Origin of the sequence: Pumilibacter intestinalis, assembly GCF_943193005.1 — a bacterium.
GTDB classification, from domain to species: domain Bacteria; phylum Bacillota; class Clostridia; order Christensenellales; family Pumilibacteraceae; genus Pumilibacter; species Pumilibacter intestinalis.
Genome location: NZ_CALPCH010000014.1, coordinates 33,744 through 59,305, shown reverse-complemented (window position 1 = coordinate 59,305; position 25,562 = coordinate 33,744). Strand labels below are relative to the sequence as shown.

The following is a 25,562-nucleotide window of genomic DNA, read 5'->3' as shown; positions in this document are numbered from 1 at the left end:
GGCGAGCGTAGCGAGCCCACTTGTTCAAGCCAAGCACACGCGCCAATCTCACGGGGTTACAAAAGGTAACACGTAAGGTACATAAGGCAACATAAAAGTACGCATTTTTAGAGTGCCTTCCGCATATCTTCGACGGAACTATTGTGCGATGCGGAAAAGCGATTGATTTCAGTCTTGAACGCAGTGCGTTTTATAAAGCTATGCAAATAGCGATATATTTATTCTTCGGTTGTCGCGGTCGCGTCGGTGTCTACGTCTAACGTGTATTTCGGGTCGGAGTAGTCGCGGTATAATGCGAAATTGAAAGAGCGGTTGTTTTTGCGGTATTCGGAAGGGGACGTGCCTTGTAGCTTTTTGAAAGCGGCGAGAAACATGCGTTTGTCGGAGTAGCCGACTTTTTTGCCGATTTCGGAAACGGATACGTCGGAGTTTTTGAGTAGTTCGGTGGCGGCGGTTACGCGCTGTTTGGTGAGTGCGGAGAGAATTGTTTCACCGTACGACTGTTTGAAAATGCGTTGCAAATAGGAGGGGGTTACGCCTACGAAATCGGCGATTTGAGAAATGGTTATTTTTTTAGCGTAGTTTTCGGCAATATATAAAAGGGTGTGGGATATGTACCGATTGGAACGAACCTTTTCTATAAGCAAACGATTGCATTTGCACATTTTAATAAACAAGTCGAGCAAGGCTATTTCGTATTCGCTGTTAAAATATTCGTTGGGGATATTGTGTTCGTGCTGATAGGATAGCAGTATAAGTCTTTCGAGTGCGGCGTGCACGTCTTGCGTGTCGTCGAACAAAAGTGACTGTTGCGAGGTTTGCAATAATTTTGCCATAAAAGCAAACTTGTCGGCGTATTCTCCCGAAAGCAGCCATTTTATGAAAGGAATTTGCGAGTTGGCGTGTCCGACTTCCAAAACGTTTATTTCGGTATGCGATTTTATGGAATAGCGATGTTTGTATTGCGGCAATATGAGTAAGAACTGATTGGATTTGAGTACGCATTCGGTTTGCAGTTTTTCGTCTTCGAAAAGCACGGACATTGTGCCGCGAATTACGTACAGTAGTTCTATTGTGTGATGCCGATGCGCGGTCATTTCGAAATTTTCATATTGCAAATGCAGCTGCGTATACGGTAAAATTTTGTTTATAAGCGGTTCCATACCACCATTATACCGCAATTATACGATTTGTCAATAGTTTGTTCATTATTTTTCAAATTTATATGCATAATAGTGTACTAATGTCGGGGGGGGGTACTTGAAATTATTTTTATATATGATATAATTGTAAAGCAATTAAATAAATAAGTAAGTTAAACCCGAAAGCAAAAAATAAAGGAGGAGAATAGATGGAGAAAGCGTTGGGAAAAGAGAAAAGCGGCATAACGCCGCGCACGAAAAAGTTGATAAAAAAGCACTTGTTCGTGTACGGCATGTTGCTTGTGGCGATATTGCACTTTTGCGTGTTCTATATTTACGTAAATATAGACTCGTTTTTGATTGCCTTTCAAGACCAACACACGGGGGCTTGGGGGTTCGGTAATTTCCGTTTGTTTTTCGACGATATCTCGCTCGGCGCACAGTCGGAAGTGCTGATAAGTTTGAAAAACACAATGATTTATTTCGTTGTGTTGCTTGCAACCAACCTGTTCAGTTTTTTGCTTTCGTATTTCATTTACAAGAAAATCATGCTGTGGAAATTTTTCCGCTTCGTGTTCGTTATTCCAATGATAGTTTCCGGCGTAGTGCTCGTAGCGGTGTATAGCAACATGCTCACGGCGGGCGGACCTATCGACGTGATTTGGCGCAAGCTAATGGGGGACGACGCACCGTCGCTTATCTATTCCGCGCCGTATGCCACGTGGAGCATAGTTTTGTTCGTGATATGGACGGGACTGGGCATGAACATCATTTTGTTTTCGGGAGCGATGAACCGCATTCCCGAGTCGGTTATAGAATACGGCAAAATAGACGGTATAAAACCCATGCGCGAAATGTTTCAAATCGTGTTGCCGCTCATTGCGCCCACGTTCGGCACTATAATGCTCTTATCGTGCATAAACGTGTTCGGAGCGAGCGGACCTATACTGCTCTTTACCAACGGCATGCACGAAACGAGCACGATAGCATTTTGGATGTACGAAAAAGTAATAGTGCGGCAACAGTTCGGATACGCCGCCGCTTTCGGACTTATTCTTACGGTTTGTTCGTTGCCCATTTTCTTTTTGATGCGTTGGCTGTTGAAAAAACTGCCCGACGATATAGATTACTGAGAGGAGGGCGCGAACATGGAAAAGACAATAAAAGCAAAAAGGTCGATAAAAAGATATTTCATTCAGCAACTCACCGTAGGCAACGTGGTTGCGTTTGTAGTATTCGCGCTGTTTGCGTTTAGCATGGTGTATGCAATCGCGTGGGCGTTTATGGCGTCGCTCAAAGACCATATAGAATATACGATAAACAAAAACAACTTTTTCCCCGAAAACTGGCGTTTCGGAAATTATTTGGAAGCGTTCAAACTGCTCAACGTGCGCGGCAATAACGTGTTTAACATGCTGTTCAACTCAATTTGGCTCATGCTCGGGCAGTCGCTTATATCCATGGCGGTGTGTTGCACCACGGCGTACATCATGAGCAAGTACGATTTCGTGGGCAAAAAAGTAATCAACTTTGTAATTATCGCCTCTATGATGATACCGCTTTACGGCTCTATGGCTTCTACCATGCGGCTCTACATGAAAACGGGCATGTACAATTCGCCGCTCATCTTGATTGCCTCCGCCTCGGGCGTGGGTTCTATGTTCCTTATATTGCGCTCGTATTTCAACGGCGTGAGCTGGCAGTATGCCGAAGCCGCAAAGATAGACGGCGCGAACGACTTTACCATTTACGTGCGCATAATGCTTCCTATTGCAATGCCCGCAATAGGTTCAATTATGCTCGTTATGCTCATAAACGCTTGGAACGACTATACAACGGCTATATACTACTTGCCCGACTATCCCACGATAGCCTCGGGATTGTATTTGTACAAAACCATAGCCGGATTTAACGTGAATATGCCCGTGTATTTCGCCGGCGTGCTTATGGCGGCAGTGCCTACGTTTATACTCTTTATTGTCTTTCAAAAGCAGATAATGAGCAGTATCACTACGGGCGGCTTAAAAGGTTAAAACAATTTTTCCAAAATAAAATCCTAAAGGAGAAAAAAGCTATGAAAATGAAAAAGTTGATTTCCGTGTTGCTCGGAGCACTCATGTGCTTGAGCACGGCGACGTTTGCGGGCTGTTCCGTAACCGACCCCGACAACCCGTACGACGGAGCAAACAAAGCCGACACCGAGAATACTTTGGATATTCTTACCCTCAACAAAGGCTACGGCGTTAATTGGCTGTACGCGCTTGCCGACGCGTTCACGGCGAAACAAAGAGAAACAAATCCGAATTTCGAGATTACGATACGCACCGAAACGGAGGACGCGACCATAACCGCCACGCTCGAGAACGGTCTCGAATATTGCAAATACGATTTGTTCTTTACCGGTACGGACGTGCTGCCGTTCATAAAAAGCTCCATGGCTTCGCCCGCCACCGCGCTTTTGGCTGAACTTTCCGACGTGTACAACAACGCGCCCGACGGCGACAGAGCTGTGAAAGAATTGATGGACGAGTCGCTGTTGGTTGCCTTCGAGAAAGAAAAGGAAAACGGCGACAAGGCGTACTACACCATACCTTGGATAAACAGCACGAGCAGTCTGCTCGTGAACGACGACGTAATGATTAAGGCGTTCGGCGCGGACTGGCAAAAAACGTATCCCGTGCGCACCACCGACGAACTCGTAACCGTTGCCGAGGCTCTCAAAGCAAAGGGCATATCGGCGTTTATCCATGCGGCGGAAACGCATTACTACAACGCCTTGTACGAGCCTTGGTGGGCGCAGTACGAAGGGCTTGACGCGGTTGCGGATTTTTATTCGGGCAAATACACCAACGCAAGCGGCGACTCTGCCATAGGACCGGAAATTTTCCTGCAAGAGGGCAGACTCAAAGCAGTGGAAGCACTCGAAGAAGTTCTCACAGGTCACTTTTACTCTGCGAGCAACAACATAGGCTGGAACGAAACACAAACGCGTTTCATGCTCGGCGACGCGGCGTTCTTTCCTAACGGAGATTGGCACAACTACGAAATGGCGGAAGCGTTCCCGAGCAGCAACGTGCGCATGCTCAGAATGCCCGTGCTCTCGTCGCTCGGCGAAAAATTGCAAATTACCGAAGCGCAACTTTGCGCCGCAATCGACTATGTAGACGGCACTATCACTCAAAAGCCCGCTATATCCGACGAAGCGATGGAGAAGATACGCGAAGCGCGTAATATCACGTTCTCGTACTCCAACTACCATACGGCGTTTGCCGCATCTTACGGCAAAGGTCTTAATTACGCAAAAGAATTTTTGAAATTCATGACGAGCATAGAAGGGCAAAGAGTGTTCGCAAAATCTATGCAAGGTTCTACGCTCCCGTACGGATACGACGTTTCTTCCGACCCCGAGATTTGGAACGGATACAATGCTTGGGCAAAATCTTGCTACGGCGTTGCCAAGAGCGCGAAATACTATTTCCGCCGCAACGACTTGCCGCTCGGCGGCGCGGGACTCGTGCCCTACCGCATGAGCAACGACGCTCCGCTCGAAGTGCTCTTAACGCGCAGCAACAACCGCAAGACCGCGAAAGAGATTGCCGACGCGGACTACGCATATTACAGTAATTCCACGGCATGGACGAGTTTGTTGCGCCAAGCCGGAATTATCAGATAAAAAGGGAGAAAAATATGAAAAGAGTAGCAAAAGTTTTTCTTGCCGTGCTTATGGTGGCAACCATGCTTACGTTTACGGCATGCGCCGACATAAAGCCGAGCGACGGCACGGGCGGCGGAGACGAAATGCCCAACGCGCAAACCACGGTAACGGTGCGCGGCGCACTCAATACCGTAAAAGTATTGCAAGACGAAGATATAAATTCGCTCGGTGATGCCGCTCTTTCATTCGAGGCGGCGAAAGGCGAAACCGAGGGCGCGCAACTTGTGCTTAGGGCGGAAGCGGACACGGCTTACGACGTAACCGTGGGTGCGCTCACGTCGGCGGCGGGCAATACAATTCCCGCCACGGCAATCACGGCGTACGCCCTCAAATATATGAATATTTCGAGCGGCTTTACCGGCTTTGCCGCAGGCGCGTATCCCGACGCCATGATACCGCTCGAGTACATTAAAAACGCCAAAGAAAACGTGCTGTACAAAGGCAAAAATCAAGGACTTTGGTTCGACCTTAAAGTGCCCGCGGACGCGGCGGCGGGCGTGTACGGCGGCGAGGTGCAAATCACAGCGGGCGGCAAAACGATAGCCGTGCCCGTTAAACTCGAGGTGTATGATTTTGTTATGCCCGAAGTTCCCGCGGCGACTACCACGTATTTGATTTGGCGGGATTGGCTGATAGACGGCGAACTGGATAATTCCATAGAAAAATACGAAGATTATTACGACCTGTTGCTCGAATACAACTCAACCGCATACTATTTCCCTGCGGAAATCGGCGACTACGACGGCTTTGTGACCGCTCTGCGCAAGTATTACGGCAAAGTGGCGCAATACGGTATCCCGTATGTGGATAAAAAAACAAACGGCGTAAAGACGATTGATTTCGACGTGTTCAAGAACTATCTCAAAGCGATAGCGAAAGCAAGCACGGAGGACGAAATCAACTATTTCGATAAAGCGTATTACTATTTCGACCAAGTTTACGACGAGGTGAACGACGCCAAATTTCCTCAAACGGAAAAGGTGATTAAGGAAACGAACGAGGCGGAACAGGCGGTTATAAGCGAGTTGAACCTTACGGGCGAAATTGCGAACTCCGTAAAAGATATCCGCCACGTTATACCCGTAATCACGGGTTGGCAAGATAAGTTCGAGCCGTATAAAAACGATATTAAACTTTGCCCCATATTCAACAACTTTTCGTCTACCGAAAACTTGGATATGTACGCCGATTTGCAAAAGGAGGGGTATGACTTTACCTCGTACGGCTCGGCGAATTTCTGGCCGTATGCCGCAAATCTTATAGACGACTACATGATTACTTCACGCGATTTGTTTTGGTCGCGGTTCGATTACGGCATAGAGGGCGATTTGTATTGGAACGTGAACGCATACTGCAATTTCGGAACGGCGTTGCCCGTGGGATACGGCAGAGTGCCCGACCACTATACCTCGCCTTCGCGCGACGGCATAACGGCGGGCGACGGATACTGGCTGTATCCGGGTAGGGCTTACGGCTCGGAAAAGCCGTTTCCGAGTTTGCGCCTTACCGCACGCCGCGACGGCATAGACGACTTTACGTATTTGTCCGTACTCGAACAAGAGTATGAAAAACTTGCCGACAATTACGGCGTAAGCGGCGAAAATATCCGCACGGCAATCGCCGAAATGAACAAACAAATTTATGCTACCGGCATAAGCAAATTGAATTTCGAGGGATTGCAAGCCGCTCGCAGAACGGTTGCCCGCCTTATAGAAATGGCGCAGTCGCCCTCGGGCGTGCTTTTGGCAGATTTCTCGTACGACGAAAACGGCGTGAGTTATACCGTTTGCGCCGCGAACTCGGCGGAGCTTAAAATAAACGGCGAAACCGCTGAAACGAGCGCAACCGCTACGGGCGACGGCAAAACCGTATCGGCGGTAAATGTCGACTATCCCGACGGCGGCAAAATAACTATTGCGGCAAGCGGAAAGAGCGCGGAGCTTATAGTTGGCAAGGCGTATAGTAAAGCGATAGATTTATCGAACGAGGAAAACGCGAGCAAGTTTGCCGTGAACACTGCGAACGGCAGTTCGGTTGCATACGGCGACGGAACGCAGGCGGCGCACGGCGCAACCGTGAAAGCGGTGCTTGCGGGCAAGCAGTTCGATAACGAAATCCAAACCAAAGGTTACCGTCCTTACGTTCGTTTCGGCGTAGACGGACTTGACGGGCTGGAAGATTTGTCGTTTTGGGTATACAACGACTCGAACGACGACCTCAAAATAAACGTGATTGCGCGTAACGACTCGGGAGTTCAGTACACCGTAGACTCCGTTACGCTTCCCGCAAACGGTTGGCGCAAAATATCCGTATCCAACTTTACGTATATTTCGCGGTTTTCTTCCGAACTTAGAAAGATAGAAACCGTGGGCATAGACTGCGCCAACGCGCCGGGCACGAAGAACACGCTTTATATTAGCTCGGTAAGCGTAAAGGCGAAATAGGAGGAGAGAAAAGATGAGAAAGAAATGGGGTATCGCGGGGCTTATGCTTGCGCTCGTTTTGGCGGTGTGCGGTTTTGCGGCTTGCAACGATACCGATAAAACCTCGCAAGAAAAACCGAATTTGCCGCAGAGCGTTTTGCTGAGCGGTTTCGAGAGCGACAAAGAACTGCTCACCATGATATTTTCCAACATGCACGCCAAAGTGGAAATATCCGACGAGCACGTTACCGACGGCAAGCACAGCGCGAAAATGACCGTTTACGGCAAACTCAGCGACGACAAAACGTATTACAAAGACAACGACTTTTACATCGTGCCGGGCAACGCGTTTTTATCTAAAATGGACTATTCCGACGTTGTGGGATATTCAATTGACATATTCAACGCGAGCAACAAACCGCTGAATTTCGTGTTCGGCTACAATCATCTTTTGATGAGCGCGGACACCTACACCATAGGGCGGCGCGTGTTGCAGCCCGGCGAAAATCACCTTACGTTCGAGATAGACAACAACGTGGTGAAAACTTTTACCGACGTGACGGCAATCAAAGATTTCGCGTTTTACGTTGAAGGGCGGGATATAGACGACGAGCCGACGGTGCTGTATTTGGACAATTTCCGTGCCGAGGTGTTGCCGCACGAGTCGAAAGGCGGCGCGGCGAACGAAAAAATCGACTTTTCCGTACCCGAAGACTCGAGCAAGTTTGCAATGTTCGGCGGTTTTACGAGTTTGACTACCGCGCCCGTATTCGAGCGTAACTCCGATTTGCGGTACGTTCTCACCGGCAAAAACTCCATGAAGGTTACTTTCAACGCCAAAAAGGGCGGCGAAGGCGTGGACTGCCCCGGGTTCAGAACTTGTGACGATATGTTCAAAATACCCGATACCTACGACCTTACCAAAACGTATCTGCATTTCGATATGTATAACGACACCGACGAAGAAATAACGGTGCGCGTAGCTTTGTTTTCGCACATAGCCACCGATTATTTTGCATCCACCGTTGCGATACAGCCCCGTTCTTGGGCGGCGAGCGGCAATAGGATATTGCTCGGCGCCGTAGACGACGCGTTTGTGGGCAACGGGCTCGGCAACCTTATGAGCGTTGCGTTCGAGGTAATAGGCTTGAAAACGGCGGGCAGCGCGATTTATCTCGATAATCTTACGCTTACAGACGAATTCGGCAATCCCGCAACGCCTACTCCTCGTCTTGCCGCGCCGTCGGTTTCGGCAGAGGGCAAAACGGTAAAGTGGAACGCGGTGGAAAACGCAATCGGCTACAGCGTGCAAGTGAACGACGGAGAGTGGAGCGAGCCGCAGACCGAAACGAGCTACACGCTCAACCGTTCTGCGGCGGGCAACTACACCGTGCGCGTTAAAGCTCTCGGCGACGGCGTTCGGTACCGTGACAGCGACGCAACGGGTATTACGGTACTTATCACAGAAAAACTCGCTACGCCCACCGTTACGATTGAAGATAACGTTATAAGTTGGTACGTTGTGGAGAATGCCGACGGCTACAAAATTAAGATAAATAACGGAGAATGGAGCAACGCGCAGACCGAAATAGAGTATACCTTGACGGAACCCGGAACGTATAACGTGTACGTGAAAGCCGTGGCAAACGAAGAGTGGCGTTTAGACAGCGAAGAGGCGAGTGTTTCCGTTACCCTTAGCGATACTTTTGCGCCCGAGTTGGGAACGTATTCGGAGCTTAACAAAGTTGCGAAAAACACGACCGTTACGCTCGGTAGCGACGGCATTGCGAACTATCTTACCGTAACCGATTTTTCGGGCTTTGACTTGGAATACCGCGTGGTAAAATACGGTGCGCGCGGCGCGGAAGAACTTGCCGCAGCTACTCAAAACTTTACCGTTTTAGGCGGCGAATACTACGAGGTTTACGTTACCGCAACAGATAAGAGCGAGGCGAAAAATACTTCTCGCGCCTGCTTGGTGTTTGCGGCGGCGGATATCGCCGACCGACTCGAAACGCTCGCCGATTCCGAGGCTGTGCCTTTGGGCGGCGCGGGTGAAATCGATTTGAAGGTAAACGGCTCCGATTTAATTCGCGGCTTCAAATTCGACGCGAATACTTTCAAAGTAGAGCGCGACTCTTTCAGCAATGCGAGCCTAAAAATGAAAAGCGTTGCAAATAACGCTTTCGAGTTGATGTTTCACCGTGTAAATTGCTACGCGCGATTTACGGTTCGGTTGGAAACCGAGCTTAACGGTTTGAGCGGTAACTTGTTTGCAATAGGTGGCGTAACAATCACTGCGAACGATATCGGGGAAAAGTTTGTAGTTAACGTACAGCTTACCGATAGAGGCGACGGATTGTCTACCAATTTGGTAACTGCGTACACTGCCATTCAAGGTAAAGACGTGTGGGTGGTTATAGATAATATAGAAATATTTACGCCTAATGCGCCTATCGTTACGGCGGAGAACGAAACCGTGAAGAAAGACAGCGGAGCGAACATTACCTTTACGGCGGCGGAGTTCGGCGTTTCGGGCGAGGACTATCTCGGCAACGAACTTAAGGAGCTTAAAGTTACCGAGGTGAAATTTAACGATACCGTAAAAGCGGAATACACCGACGGTTACGCGCTTAATAACGCGCCCGACGGAACGTATAAAATTACCTTTACGGCTACCGACCGCTACGGCATGCAAACGACGAAAACGGTAACGGTAATAGTAGGCGAACTGCCGCCCGAAATAACGGTAACGAACATAGACAATTACGTAGCCTCCGGCACTGCCGTTGCGCTCGGCGAGAACGGAATAGAAAATTATCTTTCCGTGCAAGGCAACGGGGGGGGGAACGTTTCGGTTAGCTATCGCGTAATGAAGAACGGCTCGGAAGAAATCGCGAACGCTCAAAGCATTACCGTGGGTGCGGGCGAGTATTACGAAATTTTCGTTACGGCTACCGAAGGCAACGCAACGTCGAGAAGTTATATAATGTTTGCGGAAAGTTCGCTCAGCGGCGTATTGAAAACGCTTAACGGAAATATAGAAACGGTGAACAACGAGTATATAAGATACAACGGCGCGGTGGCTCTCAAAGTCGTTAACGGAAATATTTCGGGTATGGTTTCGAGTAACGGCAATACCGAGATTTGTTTGAGCGGAGTTAAATCGGGATTACAACTGTTTTTCCCGTATGCTACGAGCGTTGGTTTGACGGTTTCGTTTACGGTGCGCGTAGAAGGTACGTTTGCCGAAGAAGGCGATTTGATATCTATGGATAATGCATTTAATGTTACCGCCGCCGACGCAGGCAAAAACATTGCCGTAACATATAGTAGCAGTTCATGGTTTTCGCCCGAAGCGTTTGGTATTGACGGGTTGTATTCCACATTGGATAGCATTACCGTAAGCGAATTGTTCTTAAGCGACGCGAACGCAAAAATCTATATTGACAACATTGTAATCAAAGCGGCATAAAGGCATTTTTCGATTGAAAGGGAGAAGAAAATATGAAAGGTAAAATAGGCAAAAAGGCGGCGGCGATTGCGCTTGCGTTCGTTATGGTGTTCGCGCTTGCCGCCTGCGGCGACAAATTGCCGCTTGCAAAACAAGTCACCGCCGAGGTGAACGCTCCGTTCGAGCTTTCGGAATTGGAAACGGGCGCAAATTGGCGTGAATTTTCGGTAAAGAAAGGCGATACGGAAATTTCGCTTACAAGCGGTACTGTGTTCTTTCCCGAAACGGGCGAATACACCGTAACGCGTTTGGGCACGGACAGCGTTTGGAAAGTAACGGCGTTAGATACAACCGCGCCCGTAGTGCACATTATAGGCAACTACTTGCGTGTGCAGGAAGACAGCGAACTAAGCGAGCCGCGCGTGGTCGTAATCGACAACGCCGACGGTATAATAGAGGACTACGAACTCACCGTTACGCAAGACGGAGTTTCCATTCCCGTTTCGGACGGAAAATTTACCGTCCCCACGGCGGGCGACTACACGCTTACGGTGCATGCGCAGGATAAGGCGGGCAACCGCGGCTCTGCCACGCAGGAGTTTACTATCGAGCCGCGCGTGGAGCGAGTGGTAAAGGCGGGAGAAAGAGTTACGCTCACGCCCGAGCGTGCAAAGTTCGTTTTGCCCGAGGGCGCAAATCCCGACGATTACGATTATACTTACGAGGTGCGCGTAAACGGCACGGATACGCCGAGCAGCGAGCCGGAGTTCGTTTTGAACGCCAACGATTACTGCGTGGCAAACGTAACGGCTACCGATAAGTCGGATTCGAGCAAAACGTATACCGCGCATCTTACCTATATGGAAGAACATACGCACATGCTCACCTTTACGGGCTGGAGCACCGGCGACGTGCACGGCGGCAAAGCCGATTTGTGGCTCAATCCCTACGGTAATATAGAGCGCACGGTATATAGCGACAATGCGGGCGTATCGAGCTATTCCGCCGCGTTGAAAGATTGGGAGAACGCAAAAGAACTGCCGCTGTTGTGTTGGCGTATAGACGCAATCGACGGTACGCCAAATGTTGCGTGCAAAGTCGATTTTTCGTACGACGTAGAGATAGTGGGCGAATTCGCCGAAGGTAAGAACGGTTCTACGGTGTATTATACCGGGCAAGACGGCAATACCGACGGCATGCCGAGCGTTACGCTGAGCAGTGAAACGGGTGCGTTTTCGGCAACAAAACACGTTAACGTGGAAAAAGCGAACGCAACCGACCGCGGCGACAACGTAATAAGCTTGTTTCAAAGGTTTGTGTTTACAAAAGAGGACTTAAAGCCTGATACCGTTGCGTTCCGCATAGATAATTTCCGCGTTACGCCCAAAGAAAAACCTGCGGTTTCGGTTGAAAACGCCGAAATAACTATGGAAGCGGGTGAAAAGGTTATATTCTCCGCAGACGCTCTCGGCGTTTCGGCAACCGATTTCTTCGGCAACAACGTGAAAACGCTTGCCGTTACGGAGGTATTAAAGGGCAAAGACAAAAACCCTACCGAAATCAAAGACGGCGACGAAATCGCGCTTGCGGCGAAAGATATGTTTCATATCACGCTTACGGCTACCGATTGGTACGGCAATACGCAAGAAACCGAGATTGTGCTGTATGATATCAACGCGGGAATTACTCCGCCCGCAATATCCAAAGTTACGGGCAAGACCGATAACGCGGTTACGGCGGGCACAACGATAACGCTTGCAGATACGGGCATAGCAAAATTCGTTAACGTGACCGACGACGGCGGCAGTTTCACTCTTACTTACGATAAAGTGCTTAAAAACGGCGAGGCGCAGACCGCCGCGGGGGGGGGTACGCTTAGTTCCTTTACCGTTGCCGCAAAAGAGGTGTGGGAAGTGTTTATGACCGCTACAGACAGTGACGGCAACGAGAGCAAAGGCTACATGCAATTTATAGAAAAAAGCATTGCGGCAAACTTTGCGAGCTTCAACGACGGCGCGTTTACCTACAACGGCGGGCACGTATACAGTGCGCAAGCGCAGCGGTTTTTTATGGTGTATAACCCGAGCGACGCTGAAGTGCACACCGACGAATACGGCAAAAAAACGCTGCGCGTGCGTTATGCGGACGCATATCAATTCACGCCCATAGACTATAATGTGGAGTTGTATGTCGATGGCATCTCTACAAGGAACGTGCAGTATTCGATTAGCGTGGTAGGCAGTTGCGATACCTTGCAAGATACCGACGTATTGCTTTCGCTCGACGACTTTAAGTGGACGAAAGCCGATTTGGGCAAGCGTTTGGTGTATTGCGGAGAACAGCAAACATTTTATGCGGGTATGTATATCAACGAGTTGAAAAATCACGATAACTTTGCCGCGCAAGAAAATTTATGGTTGGAGATAGACTACGTTGCATTTTGGTAACAGATTGTTTCCCTTTTTATGGATAACGGGCGAGAGCGCCGAAAACTTAGCGCAAGAAATCCAAGCGATATCCGAGAGCGGAGCGCAAGGGTTTTGCGTTGAGAGTAGAACGTGCGCCGACTTTTGCGGCGAGAAATGGTGGCATATTATGGACACCGTTCTCGCCGAGGCAAAAGCGCGGGGCATGCAAGCGTGGTTGCTCGACGACAAGCACTATCCCACGGGCTTTGCGAACGGAGCGATAAAAGAAAAATATCCCGAGCTTAGACCGTGGCGCGTTAAGTGCGAGTTTGTCGATTTGGAAGGAGAGGCGGGCGAAATTTCGTTGCTTGTAAATTCCGAAAGCGACCGAATAACTCAAGACAAAATACTCGGCGTGTTCGCCGTAAAAATGCGCGGCAAAAAGGCGGAAATCGTTGCGGACTTGACGAATTGCGTGCGCGACGATTTCGTGCGTTTTGCCTACGACGGAAAACCGTTGCGCATTTGCGTTATAAAAAAGACGCGCGGCGGCGCGGAAAGCGCGAATAATCCGTACTACTTGGATATGCTAAATCCCGAGTCGGTAGACGTGCTCATACGCGAGGTGTACGAACCGCATTACGAGCGGTATGTGGAAAGCGGCAAATACGCCGGAACGTTCGTAGGCTTTTTCTCTGACGAACCCCGTTTTGCCAACGGTTATAACTGCGGCGAACTATGTAACCGCAACGCCTACCAAAGCACGCTCGGCGTAGAGGGCATGGCATACCCGTGGCACGACGGTTTGCTGTTCGGTCATTGCGACGGTTTATCCTGTCATTGCGAGCGTAGCGAAGCAATCCCCTGCATTAGAGCCGTTTTCCCCCACGCACAAGACCTGCTTGCTCTTTGGTACGATATCGGCGAGAACACGCCGAATATCCGCATTGCCTATATGAACGCAATCACCAAAAGCTACGGCGAGAATTTTTCGGGTAGGCTTTCGGAGTGGTGTCACGAGCGGAACTTGACGTACTGCGGCCACATTATAGAAGATATGGGAGCGCACGCTCGGCTGGGGTGCAGTGCCGGCAATTATTTTCGCAGTCAAACGGGCGCAGACTATGCCGCAATAGACGTTGTGCTACACCAAATAAAGCCGCACTACACAAAGGCGCATTTTGCGCCCGTTGCGGGCGGCTACGCCGAACCCGCATTTTTCGATAACACGCTTGCTAAGCTCGCGTCGAGTTGCGCTCGGCTTTATCCCGAAAAACAAAATCGTGCGCTGTGTGAAATTTTCGGCGCGTACGGTTGGGGCGAAAGCATTAGCGAAATGCTGTACTTAGTCAATCACATGCTTGTGCGCGGCATAAATTCGTTTATTCCGCACGCTTATTCGCAAACGTTTCACAACGCCGACTGTCCGCCGCATTTCGGTAAAAACACGCCGCTGTTCGGCGGATACAAACTCGTAATGCGATATATGCAAAAGATGTGCGAGCTGTTTGCGAGCGAGAGTGCGGACATTAAAGTCGGCATACTCTATCACGCCGAAGCGGAATGGAGCGGCAGAAAATACATGCCCGTCGATACGGTTGCGGCGGTGCTTTCCGAAAAGCAAATCGACTACGATATTTTGCCGAGCGATAAGCTTGACCAAGCGTATAAATACGAATACATTTTAGTGCCTTATGCCGAGTTTTTGCCCGAGGAAATACAATGCAAGTTAAAAGCAATATCCAAAGCTAAAGTAATGCGGCTGAAAAGCGGCGGCAAAAAAGAACTCGCCGCGCTTTTCTGCTCTTTGCCTCGTACGGTAAATATAAGCGGCGCGGGAGCAAAGCGTATTCGCGCCATGAAGTTACAAGGCAAAGAAACATACTTTTTGCACAACGCAGGGAATACGGTGGCGAATATCGCCGTAGTGTGTTCGGGCAAATCGTGCAAAATTTCGGATATGCTTTGCGGCACGGAAGAAATATTGCCCGCAAACGGCGGAGTGGTAAATGTGCGGTTACGCGCGGGGCAAGCGGTGTTTTTGGAAAGTTTGCAAGAAAACGCGCCGAAAAATCGGAACGCAAAAATTCAAAATATTCCGTTTGAAAAGACGGGCGAAGACGATTGTAGCGTTACGTATGCGGCGACCGTGCAAATGAACGAGTCCAACGAACTACGGATAGAATATACGGGTGAGTGGGCGCGTATCGCCGTAGGCGACAAAGAATACGGCTTTATCGGCGGCGTTGCGATTATTCCCGCAAGCGAGCTTTCCCGCTTAGACAATACCGAGCAAACAATCAAAATTACAGTATACAAAAATCTTGCTTTTACCATGCGCGACGACCTTAGCAAATTCGATATTTTGCGCCCCGCGGAACTTAAAAGCGTTTGTATCATCGAGAAATAAGCACTATGGAATTTACTTGGCAGACTATTGGTTTTTGCTTGGAAAACGAGAGAATATATATCAAAAAATTCGGGAATGCGGCGGAGAATAAAACGCGTACCCCTATTGTGGAATTGCAACTCGGCGGGCGCGACCACCCGAGCAACGTGGGCGGCAAAGCGGTGCGCTGTTCGGAAAGCGAAAGTTTGCGCTACGTTTCGCATTGCATGAATAAGGATACGCTCACTGTTACGCAAGCAAACGAATTATGCGAGGTGGCTACCCAATTTCGTGCGTTCGACGATACAAATGCCGTGCAAATTTTTTCGTGCGTGAAAAATCTTTCTTCCGAAAATATCACGGTGGAACTGCTTTCGTCTTTCGTGCTCGGCGGCTTGTTCGGCGGACGAAAAAATGCAGACAAAACGTATTTTACCAAGTTTACGCAAGGACACCATTGCGAGTGTCAGCCGCGCAGGTTTTCGCTCGAGCAGTACGGATTTAATACGTATATAGACGGCGGCGAAAAGTGCCTTGCGTATAAAAACGTCGGCAGTTGGTCGAGTAAAGAGCAGTTACCGCAAGGCATACTCGAATACGAAAACGAATTTCTTATGTTTCAAATCGAGAGCAACTGCCACTGGCAATATACGCTTTCGGCTCAAAAGGGCGAACTCGCGCTGTGCCTCGGCGGCGGCAGTGCGTTTTGCGGCAACGAGAGCAAAGAACTGTTGCCGAACGAGAGTATGCGCACGCCTACCGTTGCGCTCGCGTGCGGAAATTCTATAAACGCCGTAGTGGGCGAAATGACGAAGTATCGCCGTCATATCGCGGGGCAAAATAAATCTGACGAGCGGTTGCCCGTAATATTCAACGAGTATATGCATTTATCGTGGGACAGCCCCGACGAACAAAACACGCGGCGCATTGCGCAATCTGCGGCAAAGGCGGGCGCGGAGTACTACGTTATAGACTGCGGCTGGCACAACGAGGAGCCGGGCAATATCGTTTATCCGTACGTGGGGCAGTGGAAAGAGAGCAAAGCGCGTTTCCCGCACGGCGTGCGCGCCACTACGGACTATATACGCAGTCTTAATATGAAAGCGGGCTTGTGGATAGAACCCGAAATTATAGGCGTAAAGTGCGAAGAAATGCTTTCGTACTACGACGAAGGGTGCTTTTTGCACCGAGGCGGAAAGCGCGTTGCCGTAATGGGCAGATACTTTTTGAATTTCCGCGCGAAAAAAGTTACGGACTACTTAACCGAAACGATACGGCGCATGGTAGAGGACTACGGCGCACAGTACATAAAGATGGACTACAACGAAGATATAGGCGTTTGCGACGAAAGCCTTACCGCCGACCGCGCCGCATATCTCAAATGGATAGACGAAATTCGCAGTCGTTTTCATAACGTGCTTATCGAAACGTGCTCTTCGGGCGGCATGCGCATGGACTACGAAACGCTGAGCCGTTTTTCGCTCGTTTCCACGTCCGACCAAACGAACTACCGATTATATCCGTACATATCCGCAAATATTTTATCGGCGGTGTTACCCGAGCAAGCGGCGGTATGGAACTATCCCGTAGTAGGCGACGGCGAGATAGGTTCGCCTTTTACGCATGACGAAAAATGGGTGCAAGAAAACATTTCGTCCGAGCAAATCGTTATGAACACGGTAAACGCGCTGCTCGGGCGTATGCACCTTGCAAGCCATATAGAACTATTATGGAGCGCGCAGTTTTCGCTAGTGCAAGAGGGAACAGCCTATTACAACAAACTTACGCCGATAAAGAAAACGGCACTGCCGTACTTTCCGCTTGAGTTAATGTCGTTCGGTGCGCCGTACGCCGCTTGCGGACTGAAAACCGCCGACAGAATTTATTTGGCGGTGTGGAATTTAGGCGGCGAAAGCAAGATTTGCATACCGATTCCCGAACAGATACACAGCGTAAGAGTGGGCTATCCGCAAACGCTTAAAACGGATTTTACATTTACCGCAAACGCTCTCACGGTGCGATTTGAAGAAAAATACGCCGCAAGAGTTTTCGAGATTGAAACGGAAAAATAAGCAATTGAAAATAAACAGGGAAACGAACATAATGTACGAAAAAATGCAATTCGCAAACTTAGGTAAAATAACGCCGCAAGGGTGGGTAAAAGAGTTTTTGCAAACGCAAGCGAATGGCTTGACGGGAAAACTGCAACACACCGGATATCCATATTCCATAGCGTTTTGGAAAGGCGAAACGCGTGGTGACGAAACGCCGCCGTGGGAAGTGTTCGAGCAAACGGCTTATAGACTCGACGGCATGTATGTGTGCGGCGCGCTTATAGGCAGAGAGGATTTGTGCGCGTATGCCGACGAGAGTTTTGACTATGCGCTGTCGCATATCGCGCCCGACGGGTTTATCGGTTCGGAATTCTTGCGTGAAACGAGTGGGTGGCATCGTTGGCCGCAAGTCGTGTTTTTTCGCGCGCTCATCGCCAAGTACGAATACACGCACGACGAAAAAATCGTGCAAGCGTTACATGATTTTTATATAAAAGGCGATTACGATTATTCTACTAAGCGCGAGTTTTTGCATATAGAAATTATGCTGTGGGTGTACGGCAAAACGGGCGATAAAAGGCTGCTTGATTTGGCGAAAAAGACGTATGTCGACTATAATAAAAACTGCCGAGACGATAACAGCGAAAAAGTTATGCTGTCGGATAAAAAGCCGTATGTGCACGGCGTGACGCACGACGAAACGGCGAAAATCGGCGCGATTATGTATATGTACACGGGCGAAGAAAAGTATTTGCGCGTGTCGGTAAATGCGTTTGAAAAGCTCGATAAAATGTTTATGTTGCCCGACGGCGGACATTGCAGCAACGAATTCATGATAAATAACGACAGCTACCAAAGCCACGAAACTTGCACAATAAGTGATTATACCTGGGCGTTGTATTATCTTTTAACGGCAACGGGCGATGTTAAGTATGCGGATAAAATAGAAAAGTGTATTTTCAATGCGGGCATCGGTGCGGTGAAAGAAGATTTTTCCGCAGTGCAGTATTTTTCGTGCACTAACCAAACGCTTGCCACGCAAACAGGCAATCACAACGTGTTCTTTTGCGGCGAGGAGTGGATGGGATATAATTCCAAACATTTCACGGACTGTTGCGTAGGCAATGCCAACCGCTTTATGCCCAATTTTGCATGTCGCCTTTGGATGCGCAAAGAAAGCGATATATATGCAACGCTGTATTCGCCGAATGTATATTCGTTTGAACAGAGCGACGCAAACGTGCGAATCGATGAAAAAACAGATTATCCGTTTGAAGATACGGTGGCATTTTCGGTGCATACCGATAAATCGGTAAAGTTTACTTTATGCTTGCGTATTCCCGCATGGAGCGACGGCGCGACCGTCGCGGTGAACGGTAAAGAGAGAAAAACAGAACAGTCGGGTGTGTTTTATCGCATAGAGCGCGAATTTGCGGACGGCGACGAAATTACGTTGACGTTAAAACCGCATATACAGGCGAAAAAATCTTCGGACGGCGGCATATACTTTACGCGCGGCTCGCTTGTGTTTGCGCTCGGACTTGCGTACAAAGAGGAGAAAGTGCCCGTGCCGAACGGTGACGGAACGCTATGTAACTACAATCTTACGACGGACGAGGCGTGGAACTACGGCATAGACGAAAGCGAATGTACGGAAAAGGACGTACGGCTACATAGGAACTCGCCGAACGGGCAAAATCCTTGGACGCTTACGGGTGCGCCTTTACATCTTACCGTGCCTGCGCATCGATTGGCGGATTGGCAACTTTTGCACAAGACCGAAGTGACGCAGTGCACCAGTTTGTACGAAAAAGAATATAGACAAAAGGCGGGCGATTTCACGTTCACGCCGCCGCTGCCCGAAACAATATCCGAAAAAGGCGTCGGCGAAAAAGAAACGATTGCGCTCGTTCCCATGGGCGCGGCAAAATTGCGCGTTACCGTGTTTCCCGCGTTGAAATAGTCGAGGAGCAAAAAAGAGTATGACAGGATATAAATATTTCGGCGCAATGCTCGACTGTTCGCGCGGCGCGGTGCTCAAAGTAAGCGCAGTAAAACAGCTTATAAACGCATTGCAAAAAATGGGATATAACATACTCGAACTGTATACCGAAGATACTTTCGAGGTGGAGGGTGAACCGTATTTCGGCTATTTGCGCGGAAGATATACGGCAAGCGAAATCAAGGAAATAGACGAGTACGCGGCGGGGCACGGCATAGAACTTATACCGTGTATTCAAACGCTCGCGCATTTTACCAATCCGGTAAAGTTGCCGCGCTTTGCCGAAATAACCGACGTAAACGATATTTTGCTTATCGATGACGAAAAAACGTACGAGTTCATAGAACGCATTTTCGCATCGCTTGCAAAAAATTTCACGTCGCGTAACGTGCATATCGGTATGGACGAAGCGCACATGGTGGGCTTGGGCAAATATTTCGATAAACACGGCTTTACAGACCGCTTTGACATACTCAACCGTCATCTTTCGCGCATTGTAGCCATAGCGAAAAAGTACGGATTTAACCCGCATATGTGGAGCGACATGTTTTTCCGTCTTGCGGCGAAGGGCGAGTATTGCGCCCGCGGTGTTCACATTCCGCAGGAAGTGCGCGAAAAAGTGCCCGAGGACGTTGCCCTCGTGTATTGGGACTATTACCACACGCAAAAAGAGGACTACTCAGCTATGATACAGTCGCATAAGGAATTCGGGCGCGAGGTTTGGTTTGCGGGCGGAGCTTGGACTTGGACGGGCTTTGCTCCGCAGGCGCGTTTTACTCGCTTGTCCATGAAACCGGCTATGCAAAGCGTGCGGCAACACGGTATAAAGAACGTGCTCGTTACCGTTTGGGGCGACAACGGCGCGGAGTGCCCGCCGCAAACGCAACTGTATAATTTATACGCTATTCGCCGCTATGCCGACGGCGAATATAACGACGAAAAGATAGCCGACGAATTTGAAAAATTATTCGGTATTTCGGCGCATGATTTCGACTTGCTCGAACTGCCCGACTCCGTGCCCGATATAACGGATACGTTTTCCAACCCGAGCAAAATTCTTTTATATTCCGACCCGTTTTTGGGCATGTTCGACGGTGCGGTAACTTTGCATACGCATATGCCTTATGCGGAATACGCCGAAAAATTGGCGGCGGCGAAAAAGCTTGCGGGCGAGTACTCGTACTTATTCGATACTGCGGAAAAACTTTGCCGCCTAATGGAAATAAAAACGCATTTGGGAGTGCGCACGCGGAAAGCGTATCAAAGTGATTTGCGGCGCGAACTTGCCGAAATTGCCGACGACTATGTCGAAGCGGAAAGGCGGCTCGACGATTTCTTTGCGGCGTTTTCGGCGCAGTGGCATACCGTAAACAAACCGTTCGGGTTCGAGGTGCACTGTGCGCGATTGGGCGGGGTAAAACAGCGGCTTGCGCATTGTCGCAACAGGTTGCTTGCCTATCTTTCGGGAGTGATTGATAGGATAGAGGAGTTGCAAGAAAATATTTTGCCGCTTAATCCGAATTTGCCCGACAATTTTCTTATGAACGATTATCGCCGCTTGGTTTCGCCGAGCGAACTGTAAACAATGAATTTTAGGCGCAAGGAAAGGAGATTACAATGACGGTACGAGAATATATAAAAGAAAATATGCGCCGCACGTTGCGGCAAAACGTGCAAGACGACGATACGTTAATCGGCTTGCCGTATCCGTACACAGTGCCTTGCGCGGAGCACTGTTTTAACGAGCTTTATTATTGGGATACATACTTTACGAACAAGGCTTTGTTTGCGATTGGTCAGATTGAGCAAGCAACAAACAATATACGAAATATTTTGTATCTTATAGACCGCTTCGGCTACATGCCCAACGGAAGCCGCATCTTTTTCTTAAAGCGCAGTCAGCCGCCTTATGCCGCGCTCATGGTGGATGACGTGTTTAGAAAGAGCGGCGATTTGTCCTTTCTCAAAGTAGCGTTCGTAACGCTTAAAAAAGAGTACGGATTTTGGATGACTGAGCGGGTATCGAAAAACGGGCTTAATCATTACGATTGCGAAGAGGACGGAGAGAGTTGCGCGGCGTTTTATAACGGAATAGTGGCGGAGCGTATCGGTAAAGAGGATAGTCGCGACCCGAAAGAGGCGGGGCGGCACTACTTTGCGGAGGCGGAAAGCGGTTGGGACTTTAATCCGCGTTTTAACGGCTATTGCGCCGACTATAACCCCGTAGACTTAAACGGCAACTTATATATGTATGAAAAGTTGTTTGCCGAATACGAGGTTTTGCTCGGCGAGGGTGACGGCAAAGCGTGGACGGAGAAAGCGCAAAAGCGTGCCGAGAAGATGAACGCGCTATTATGGGACGGCGCAGAGGGCGCGTATAAAGACTATAACTACGTTACGCGCAAACTGTCCGATATAGTAAGCGCGGCGAGTTTTCGGCCGTACTTTGCGGGGCTTGCGGGCGAGAAACAAAAGGACGGGCTGTTAAACCTGTTGCGAACGCTCGAAAGCGATTGGGGTATTTTTACCACGGCAAAGACGGACAAAAAGTATCAGTGGGCATACCCGAATATTTGGGCACCCTGCCAGTACGTTGCCGTAGAAGGGTTGCGCCGCTACGGGTATGAAAGAGGGAGCAAACGCATAGCGCAAAAGTATGTTGCGCTCATAGAAAAGAACTTTGCCGCGTACGGCAAACTGTATGAAAAGTACAACGGCGTTACGGGCGATATAGACGCGGCGAGCGAATACGGCACGCCCGAAATGCTCGGCTGGACGGCAGGCGTGTATATGGCGCTGTGCAATATGATTAATTGACGGAAAAACTTATCCGTAATTCATAAACATTTGTTCGAACTCGGCAAGACTTGTCGAGTTTGTTTTATATAGCGGCGAAAAAGAAACACAAAGGGAGGCAAAAGGCGATTGACGGCGAACGAAAGACGCAAAATGTTACTCGAAAGACTATGCGTTCGCCGTCATGAAACAAGAGAAAACCTCGCCACCGAGTTCGGAGTGAGTTTGCGTACTATCGAGCGGGACGTTGTACGGCTAATGACGGAATATCCGATAATAACTACCCAAGGTTACGGCGGCGGAATAGGCGTGGAAGATTGGTATAAACCGGACATGAAATATTTGACGGATCAACAAGTCGAGCTGTTGGAAGAACTGTTGCCGACGCTTACGGAAAGCAAAGCGGCTGTTATGCAAAGCATACTCGACACGTTCAATCCAAGGAGGGGAAAGAAAGATTGAAAATGTAAGAAATGTGGGTTATTGCATGACATGGGAAAGCGATTGATTTATTTCATATTCTGTGGTATAATAAAGTGAAAAACACAAGAGGGCGAGGGTATGGAAAATAAAATCAAGGTATTCGAGAATAAGCAAGTCCGCACGGTATGGGATGCCGAGGCGGAAGAATGGTATTTTTCCGTCGTGGATGTGGTTGCTGTTTTGACGGATAGCGCTAAACCGCAAAACTATTGGTATGTTTTGAAAAACCGATTGAAAAAAGAGGGTAGTGAACTCCTTACAAATTGTAAGGGGTTGAAATTGGAAGCTCCTGATGGTAAAATGCGGGTGCAAGACGTACTCGACACGAAAGGAGTATTGCGTCTTGTGCAGTCCATTCCGTCGCCGAAAGCCGAGCCGTTCAAGATGTGGCTTGCCGAAGTGGGCAATGACCGCTTGAACGAAATTGCCGATCCCGAAAAAGCGTTTACGCGCGGAGTGGAATATTATAGGGCGAAAGGCTATCCCGAAGAATGGATCACGCAACGCATGATGAGTATCAAAGTGCGTAAGAAGCTGACCGACGAGTGGCAAGACCGCGGGATCACGCATGAAAAGGAGTACGCCATACTCACGGATGAACTCACCAAGGCGTGGAGCGGTCTTACGGTGCGGGAATATAAATCGCATAAAGGACTGAAAAAAGAAAGCCTGCGTGACAATATGACCGACATGGAACTCATTTTGAATATGCTTGCCGAAGCAACGACAACGCAAATATCGCAAATAGAAAAACCTACGGATTTTGAAACAAATAGAGCTGTCGCAAGAGAGGGTGGAAAAACGGCTAAAGAAGCACGAGCGGCGGTAGAAAAACGAATAGGAAAATCGGTAGTTACTTCGCTTAACGCAAGTGATAAACCGGCACTTAAAATTCAAGCGCCGAAAGTAAATAACGATAGTGACGAAGATTAACCTACATAGAAAGAGCCGAGAGGGTTCATAACCTCTCGGCTCTCAATTTTACCGTGTCGAATTAGATACGGTTAAATTGCTTGCGTCCTATCCGGCACATAGAATTTATCCGCAACCTTTACGGCAGTATATGTCACGCCGTCTATTGCTTGCGTAACGTATTCGGGCTTGCCCTTGGCGCTGGCGCGTAAGAGCAGTTTATCGACGTTCTCGGGTGCGCGGGGAATGTTACCGTCAAGGAATTTATCGGTAGAGCTTACTTCCAATATTTTCAATCCTTTTTGCACGAGGAACGAGCTGAACTGCCATAGCTTTTCAAACATTCCGTAACAGTCGAGAATAAAGCAAAAATCTTCGCTTTCACAGTAACCCGTAATTCTGAAATAGTTTGACATAGTTGTAAATCTCCTTATATAAAATTTGTTTTGGCTCATGCCGCTGTTTGCAGTTGCTTTAATTTTCTATTCGCATACGGCAGCCACTTTTTATTGACGTATTCCAATACACTGTCGTCCGGTCTATGATCGTGTTCGCCGTAGCATTGCAAAACTTTTCGTTGCCGCAACGAGTATTCCACCGTAACGAACGGCACGTCCGGACTTTGTTTGTTCCGTATAAAGAAAATGAGGCTTTCTTCGCGGATAAATCGCTGGTCGTAATTCATGCGTCCCACGCAATGGTCGAGAGCTTCGCCCTCGCGGATAAGGTCTTGCGGCGAGCGCGCTATCACGACAATGAACGTATCGTCTTTGTCGCGTTGCAACACCAAATACTTCTCGGCAATCTCGGCAAATTTCGCATACAGTTCTTTGCGTTCTTCGGCGTCTTTCAATGCCTTAGCCGTACGGTACTCGTCGATACGAATATCGTGCCAACGTTTGAAATCGTGCGGATAGCGGTTTTTCGGCAAATTCATATCCAAGCCGAGATAATTGCAGGCATGCAAATAATCCGCATAAGACGGAAGGTTTATTTTCTTCTCCATAACGTATTCCATAAGCTCCGTAACTTGCTTGTCGGTCTTGAACAGCCGCTTTATATTCTTGTATCCGTCTTGACGGTAGAACGACTTTTTCTCGGCTTCCAATTCTTGCACCTGTTTAAGCGGTTTTCCCGTTTTGTAGGCAATAAGCAGCGTTCCGACGTAATAATGCCCGTAATGCAGTTCATCTCGCTTTTGTATAAGCCATTTACGGAAGTGATTGTCTTTACCGATCTTGCGCAATATCTGCACGCTCGTTGCGTACTCGGATAGACCGAACTTAACGAGCATTTCCGCTTGGCTGTATTTTTCATAAAGCCGCAAGTATTTGAACGTATCCGTATAGCGGTATTTGTCTATTGCGCTGTAACGGTATTCGGGGAATTTTAATATGTATTCAATATTGAGAACGGGGCAGTAGATATTGAAATACTTATCATCTTGCCAGCCCCAACTCTTGCTTTCATACCACTTGCGTGTCTTTTGTAAACCTTGCTCGAACCAGCCTACGGAGTAGTTGCCCATAAAGTGCAAGACGATATCTTTGAGAAAGCATTTGTCCGAGTGAATACCGTGAACGACGACTTGCTTGCACCGCCAGCGCGGACTGTTCCATTTGTTCTTACACGCAACGGTAATTTTTACGAGTTCGCCGTCATTCTTGGTAAGATACGAGTAAAAGCGCGTATAGCCGGAATTGCGCCACGGGTTTATTTTCTCGGCTTTGTGTATACGTTTCATCATATAGTTCGGTATGGGTTTAATCTTTTCTATTTTCATA

Annotated in this window: 16 protein-coding genes; 13 read left to right on the top strand and 3 right to left on the bottom strand. The window is 48.8% G+C overall.

What is annotated here, in order from left to right; all coding sequences use genetic code 11:
• Window positions 1-218: 218 nt before the first annotated feature.
• Window positions 219-1,163: a helix-turn-helix domain-containing protein gene (locus tag NFR55_RS07715; RefSeq protein WP_251547968.1), complete on the bottom strand. Its 945-nt coding sequence runs from the start codon at window positions 1,161-1,163 to the stop codon at window positions 219-221.
• A 188-nt stretch (window positions 1,164-1,351) separates the two neighbouring features.
• Between NFR55_RS07715 and NFR55_RS07710 the strand changes: the two genes are divergently transcribed.
• From NFR55_RS07710 to NFR55_RS07650, 13 genes are all read left to right on the top strand, one after another.
• A complete protein-coding gene (locus NFR55_RS07710; RefSeq protein WP_251547966.1) occupies window positions 1,352-2,275 on the top strand; it encodes a carbohydrate ABC transporter permease in 924 nt (307 codons plus the stop codon).
• Between the two features lie 15 nt (window positions 2,276-2,290).
• The gene (locus NFR55_RS07705) at window positions 2,291-3,175 is read left to right on the top strand and encodes a carbohydrate ABC transporter permease (protein WP_251547964.1); all 885 of its coding nucleotides are present in this window, start codon (window positions 2,291-2,293) and stop codon (window positions 3,173-3,175) included.
• A 41-nt stretch (window positions 3,176-3,216) separates the two neighbouring features.
• The gene (locus NFR55_RS07700) at window positions 3,217-4,815 is read left to right on the top strand and encodes an ABC transporter substrate-binding protein (RefSeq protein ID WP_251547962.1); all 1,599 of its coding nucleotides are present in this window, start codon (window positions 3,217-3,219) and stop codon (window positions 4,813-4,815) included.
• A 14-nt stretch (window positions 4,816-4,829) separates the two neighbouring features.
• Entirely contained in the window at window positions 4,830-7,301 is a 2,472-nt protein-coding gene (locus NFR55_RS07695; RefSeq protein WP_251547960.1) for a glycoside hydrolase domain-containing protein, read from the top strand.
• A gap of 13 nt (window positions 7,302-7,314) precedes the next feature.
• A complete protein-coding gene (locus tag NFR55_RS07690; RefSeq protein ID WP_251547958.1) occupies window positions 7,315-10,755 on the top strand; it encodes a phage tail protein in 3,441 nt (1,146 codons plus the stop codon).
• Window positions 10,756-10,787: 32 nt separating this feature from the next.
• Window positions 10,788-13,181, top strand: coding sequence for an Ig-like domain-containing protein (locus NFR55_RS07685; RefSeq protein ID WP_251547956.1), 2,394 nt, complete (start codon window positions 10,788-10,790; stop codon window positions 13,179-13,181).
• The gene (locus NFR55_RS07680) at window positions 13,168-15,552 is read left to right on the top strand and encodes a hypothetical protein (protein WP_251547954.1); all 2,385 of its coding nucleotides are present in this window, start codon (window positions 13,168-13,170) and stop codon (window positions 15,550-15,552) included. The genes NFR55_RS07685 and NFR55_RS07680 overlap by 14 nt, the downstream gene beginning before the upstream one ends.
• 107 nt (window positions 15,553-15,659) lie before the next feature.
• The gene (locus NFR55_RS07675; RefSeq protein WP_251547952.1) at window positions 15,660-17,603 is read left to right on the top strand and encodes a glycoside hydrolase family 36 protein; all 1,944 of its coding nucleotides are present in this window, start codon (window positions 15,660-15,662) and stop codon (window positions 17,601-17,603) included.
• A gap of 4 nt (window positions 17,604-17,607) precedes the next feature.
• The gene (locus NFR55_RS07670; RefSeq protein WP_251547950.1) at window positions 17,608-19,548 is read left to right on the top strand and encodes a beta-L-arabinofuranosidase domain-containing protein; all 1,941 of its coding nucleotides are present in this window, start codon (window positions 17,608-17,610) and stop codon (window positions 19,546-19,548) included.
• Window positions 19,549-19,567: 19 nt separating this feature from the next.
• The gene (locus NFR55_RS07665; RefSeq protein WP_251547948.1) at window positions 19,568-21,169 is read left to right on the top strand and encodes a beta-N-acetylhexosaminidase; all 1,602 of its coding nucleotides are present in this window, start codon (window positions 19,568-19,570) and stop codon (window positions 21,167-21,169) included.
• A gap of 35 nt (window positions 21,170-21,204) precedes the next feature.
• Window positions 21,205-22,404, top strand: coding sequence for an alpha,alpha-trehalase (locus tag NFR55_RS07660; protein ID WP_251547945.1), 1,200 nt, complete (start codon window positions 21,205-21,207; stop codon window positions 22,402-22,404).
• Window positions 22,405-22,512: 108 nt separating this feature from the next.
• The gene (locus NFR55_RS07655) at window positions 22,513-22,845 is read left to right on the top strand and encodes an HTH domain-containing protein (protein WP_251547944.1); all 333 of its coding nucleotides are present in this window, start codon (window positions 22,513-22,515) and stop codon (window positions 22,843-22,845) included.
• Window positions 22,846-22,944: 99 nt separating this feature from the next.
• On the top strand, window positions 22,945-23,799 hold the full coding sequence (locus NFR55_RS07650; RefSeq protein WP_251547942.1) for a BRO-N domain-containing protein: 855 nt from the start codon (window positions 22,945-22,947) through the stop codon (window positions 23,797-23,799).
• Between the two features lie 71 nt (window positions 23,800-23,870).
• Here the strand turns inward: NFR55_RS07650 and NFR55_RS07645 are convergent, their stop codons facing one another.
• Window positions 23,871-24,194, bottom strand: a complete 324-nt coding sequence (locus NFR55_RS07645; protein WP_251547940.1) for a hypothetical protein — start codon at window positions 24,192-24,194, stop codon at window positions 23,871-23,873.
• A 35-nt stretch (window positions 24,195-24,229) separates the two neighbouring features.
• Complete coding sequence (locus tag NFR55_RS07640) at window positions 24,230-25,561, bottom strand: PcfJ domain-containing protein (protein WP_251547938.1); 1,332 nt, start codon at window positions 25,559-25,561, stop codon at window positions 24,230-24,232.
• Between the last annotated feature and the right edge of the window lies 1 nt (window position 25,562).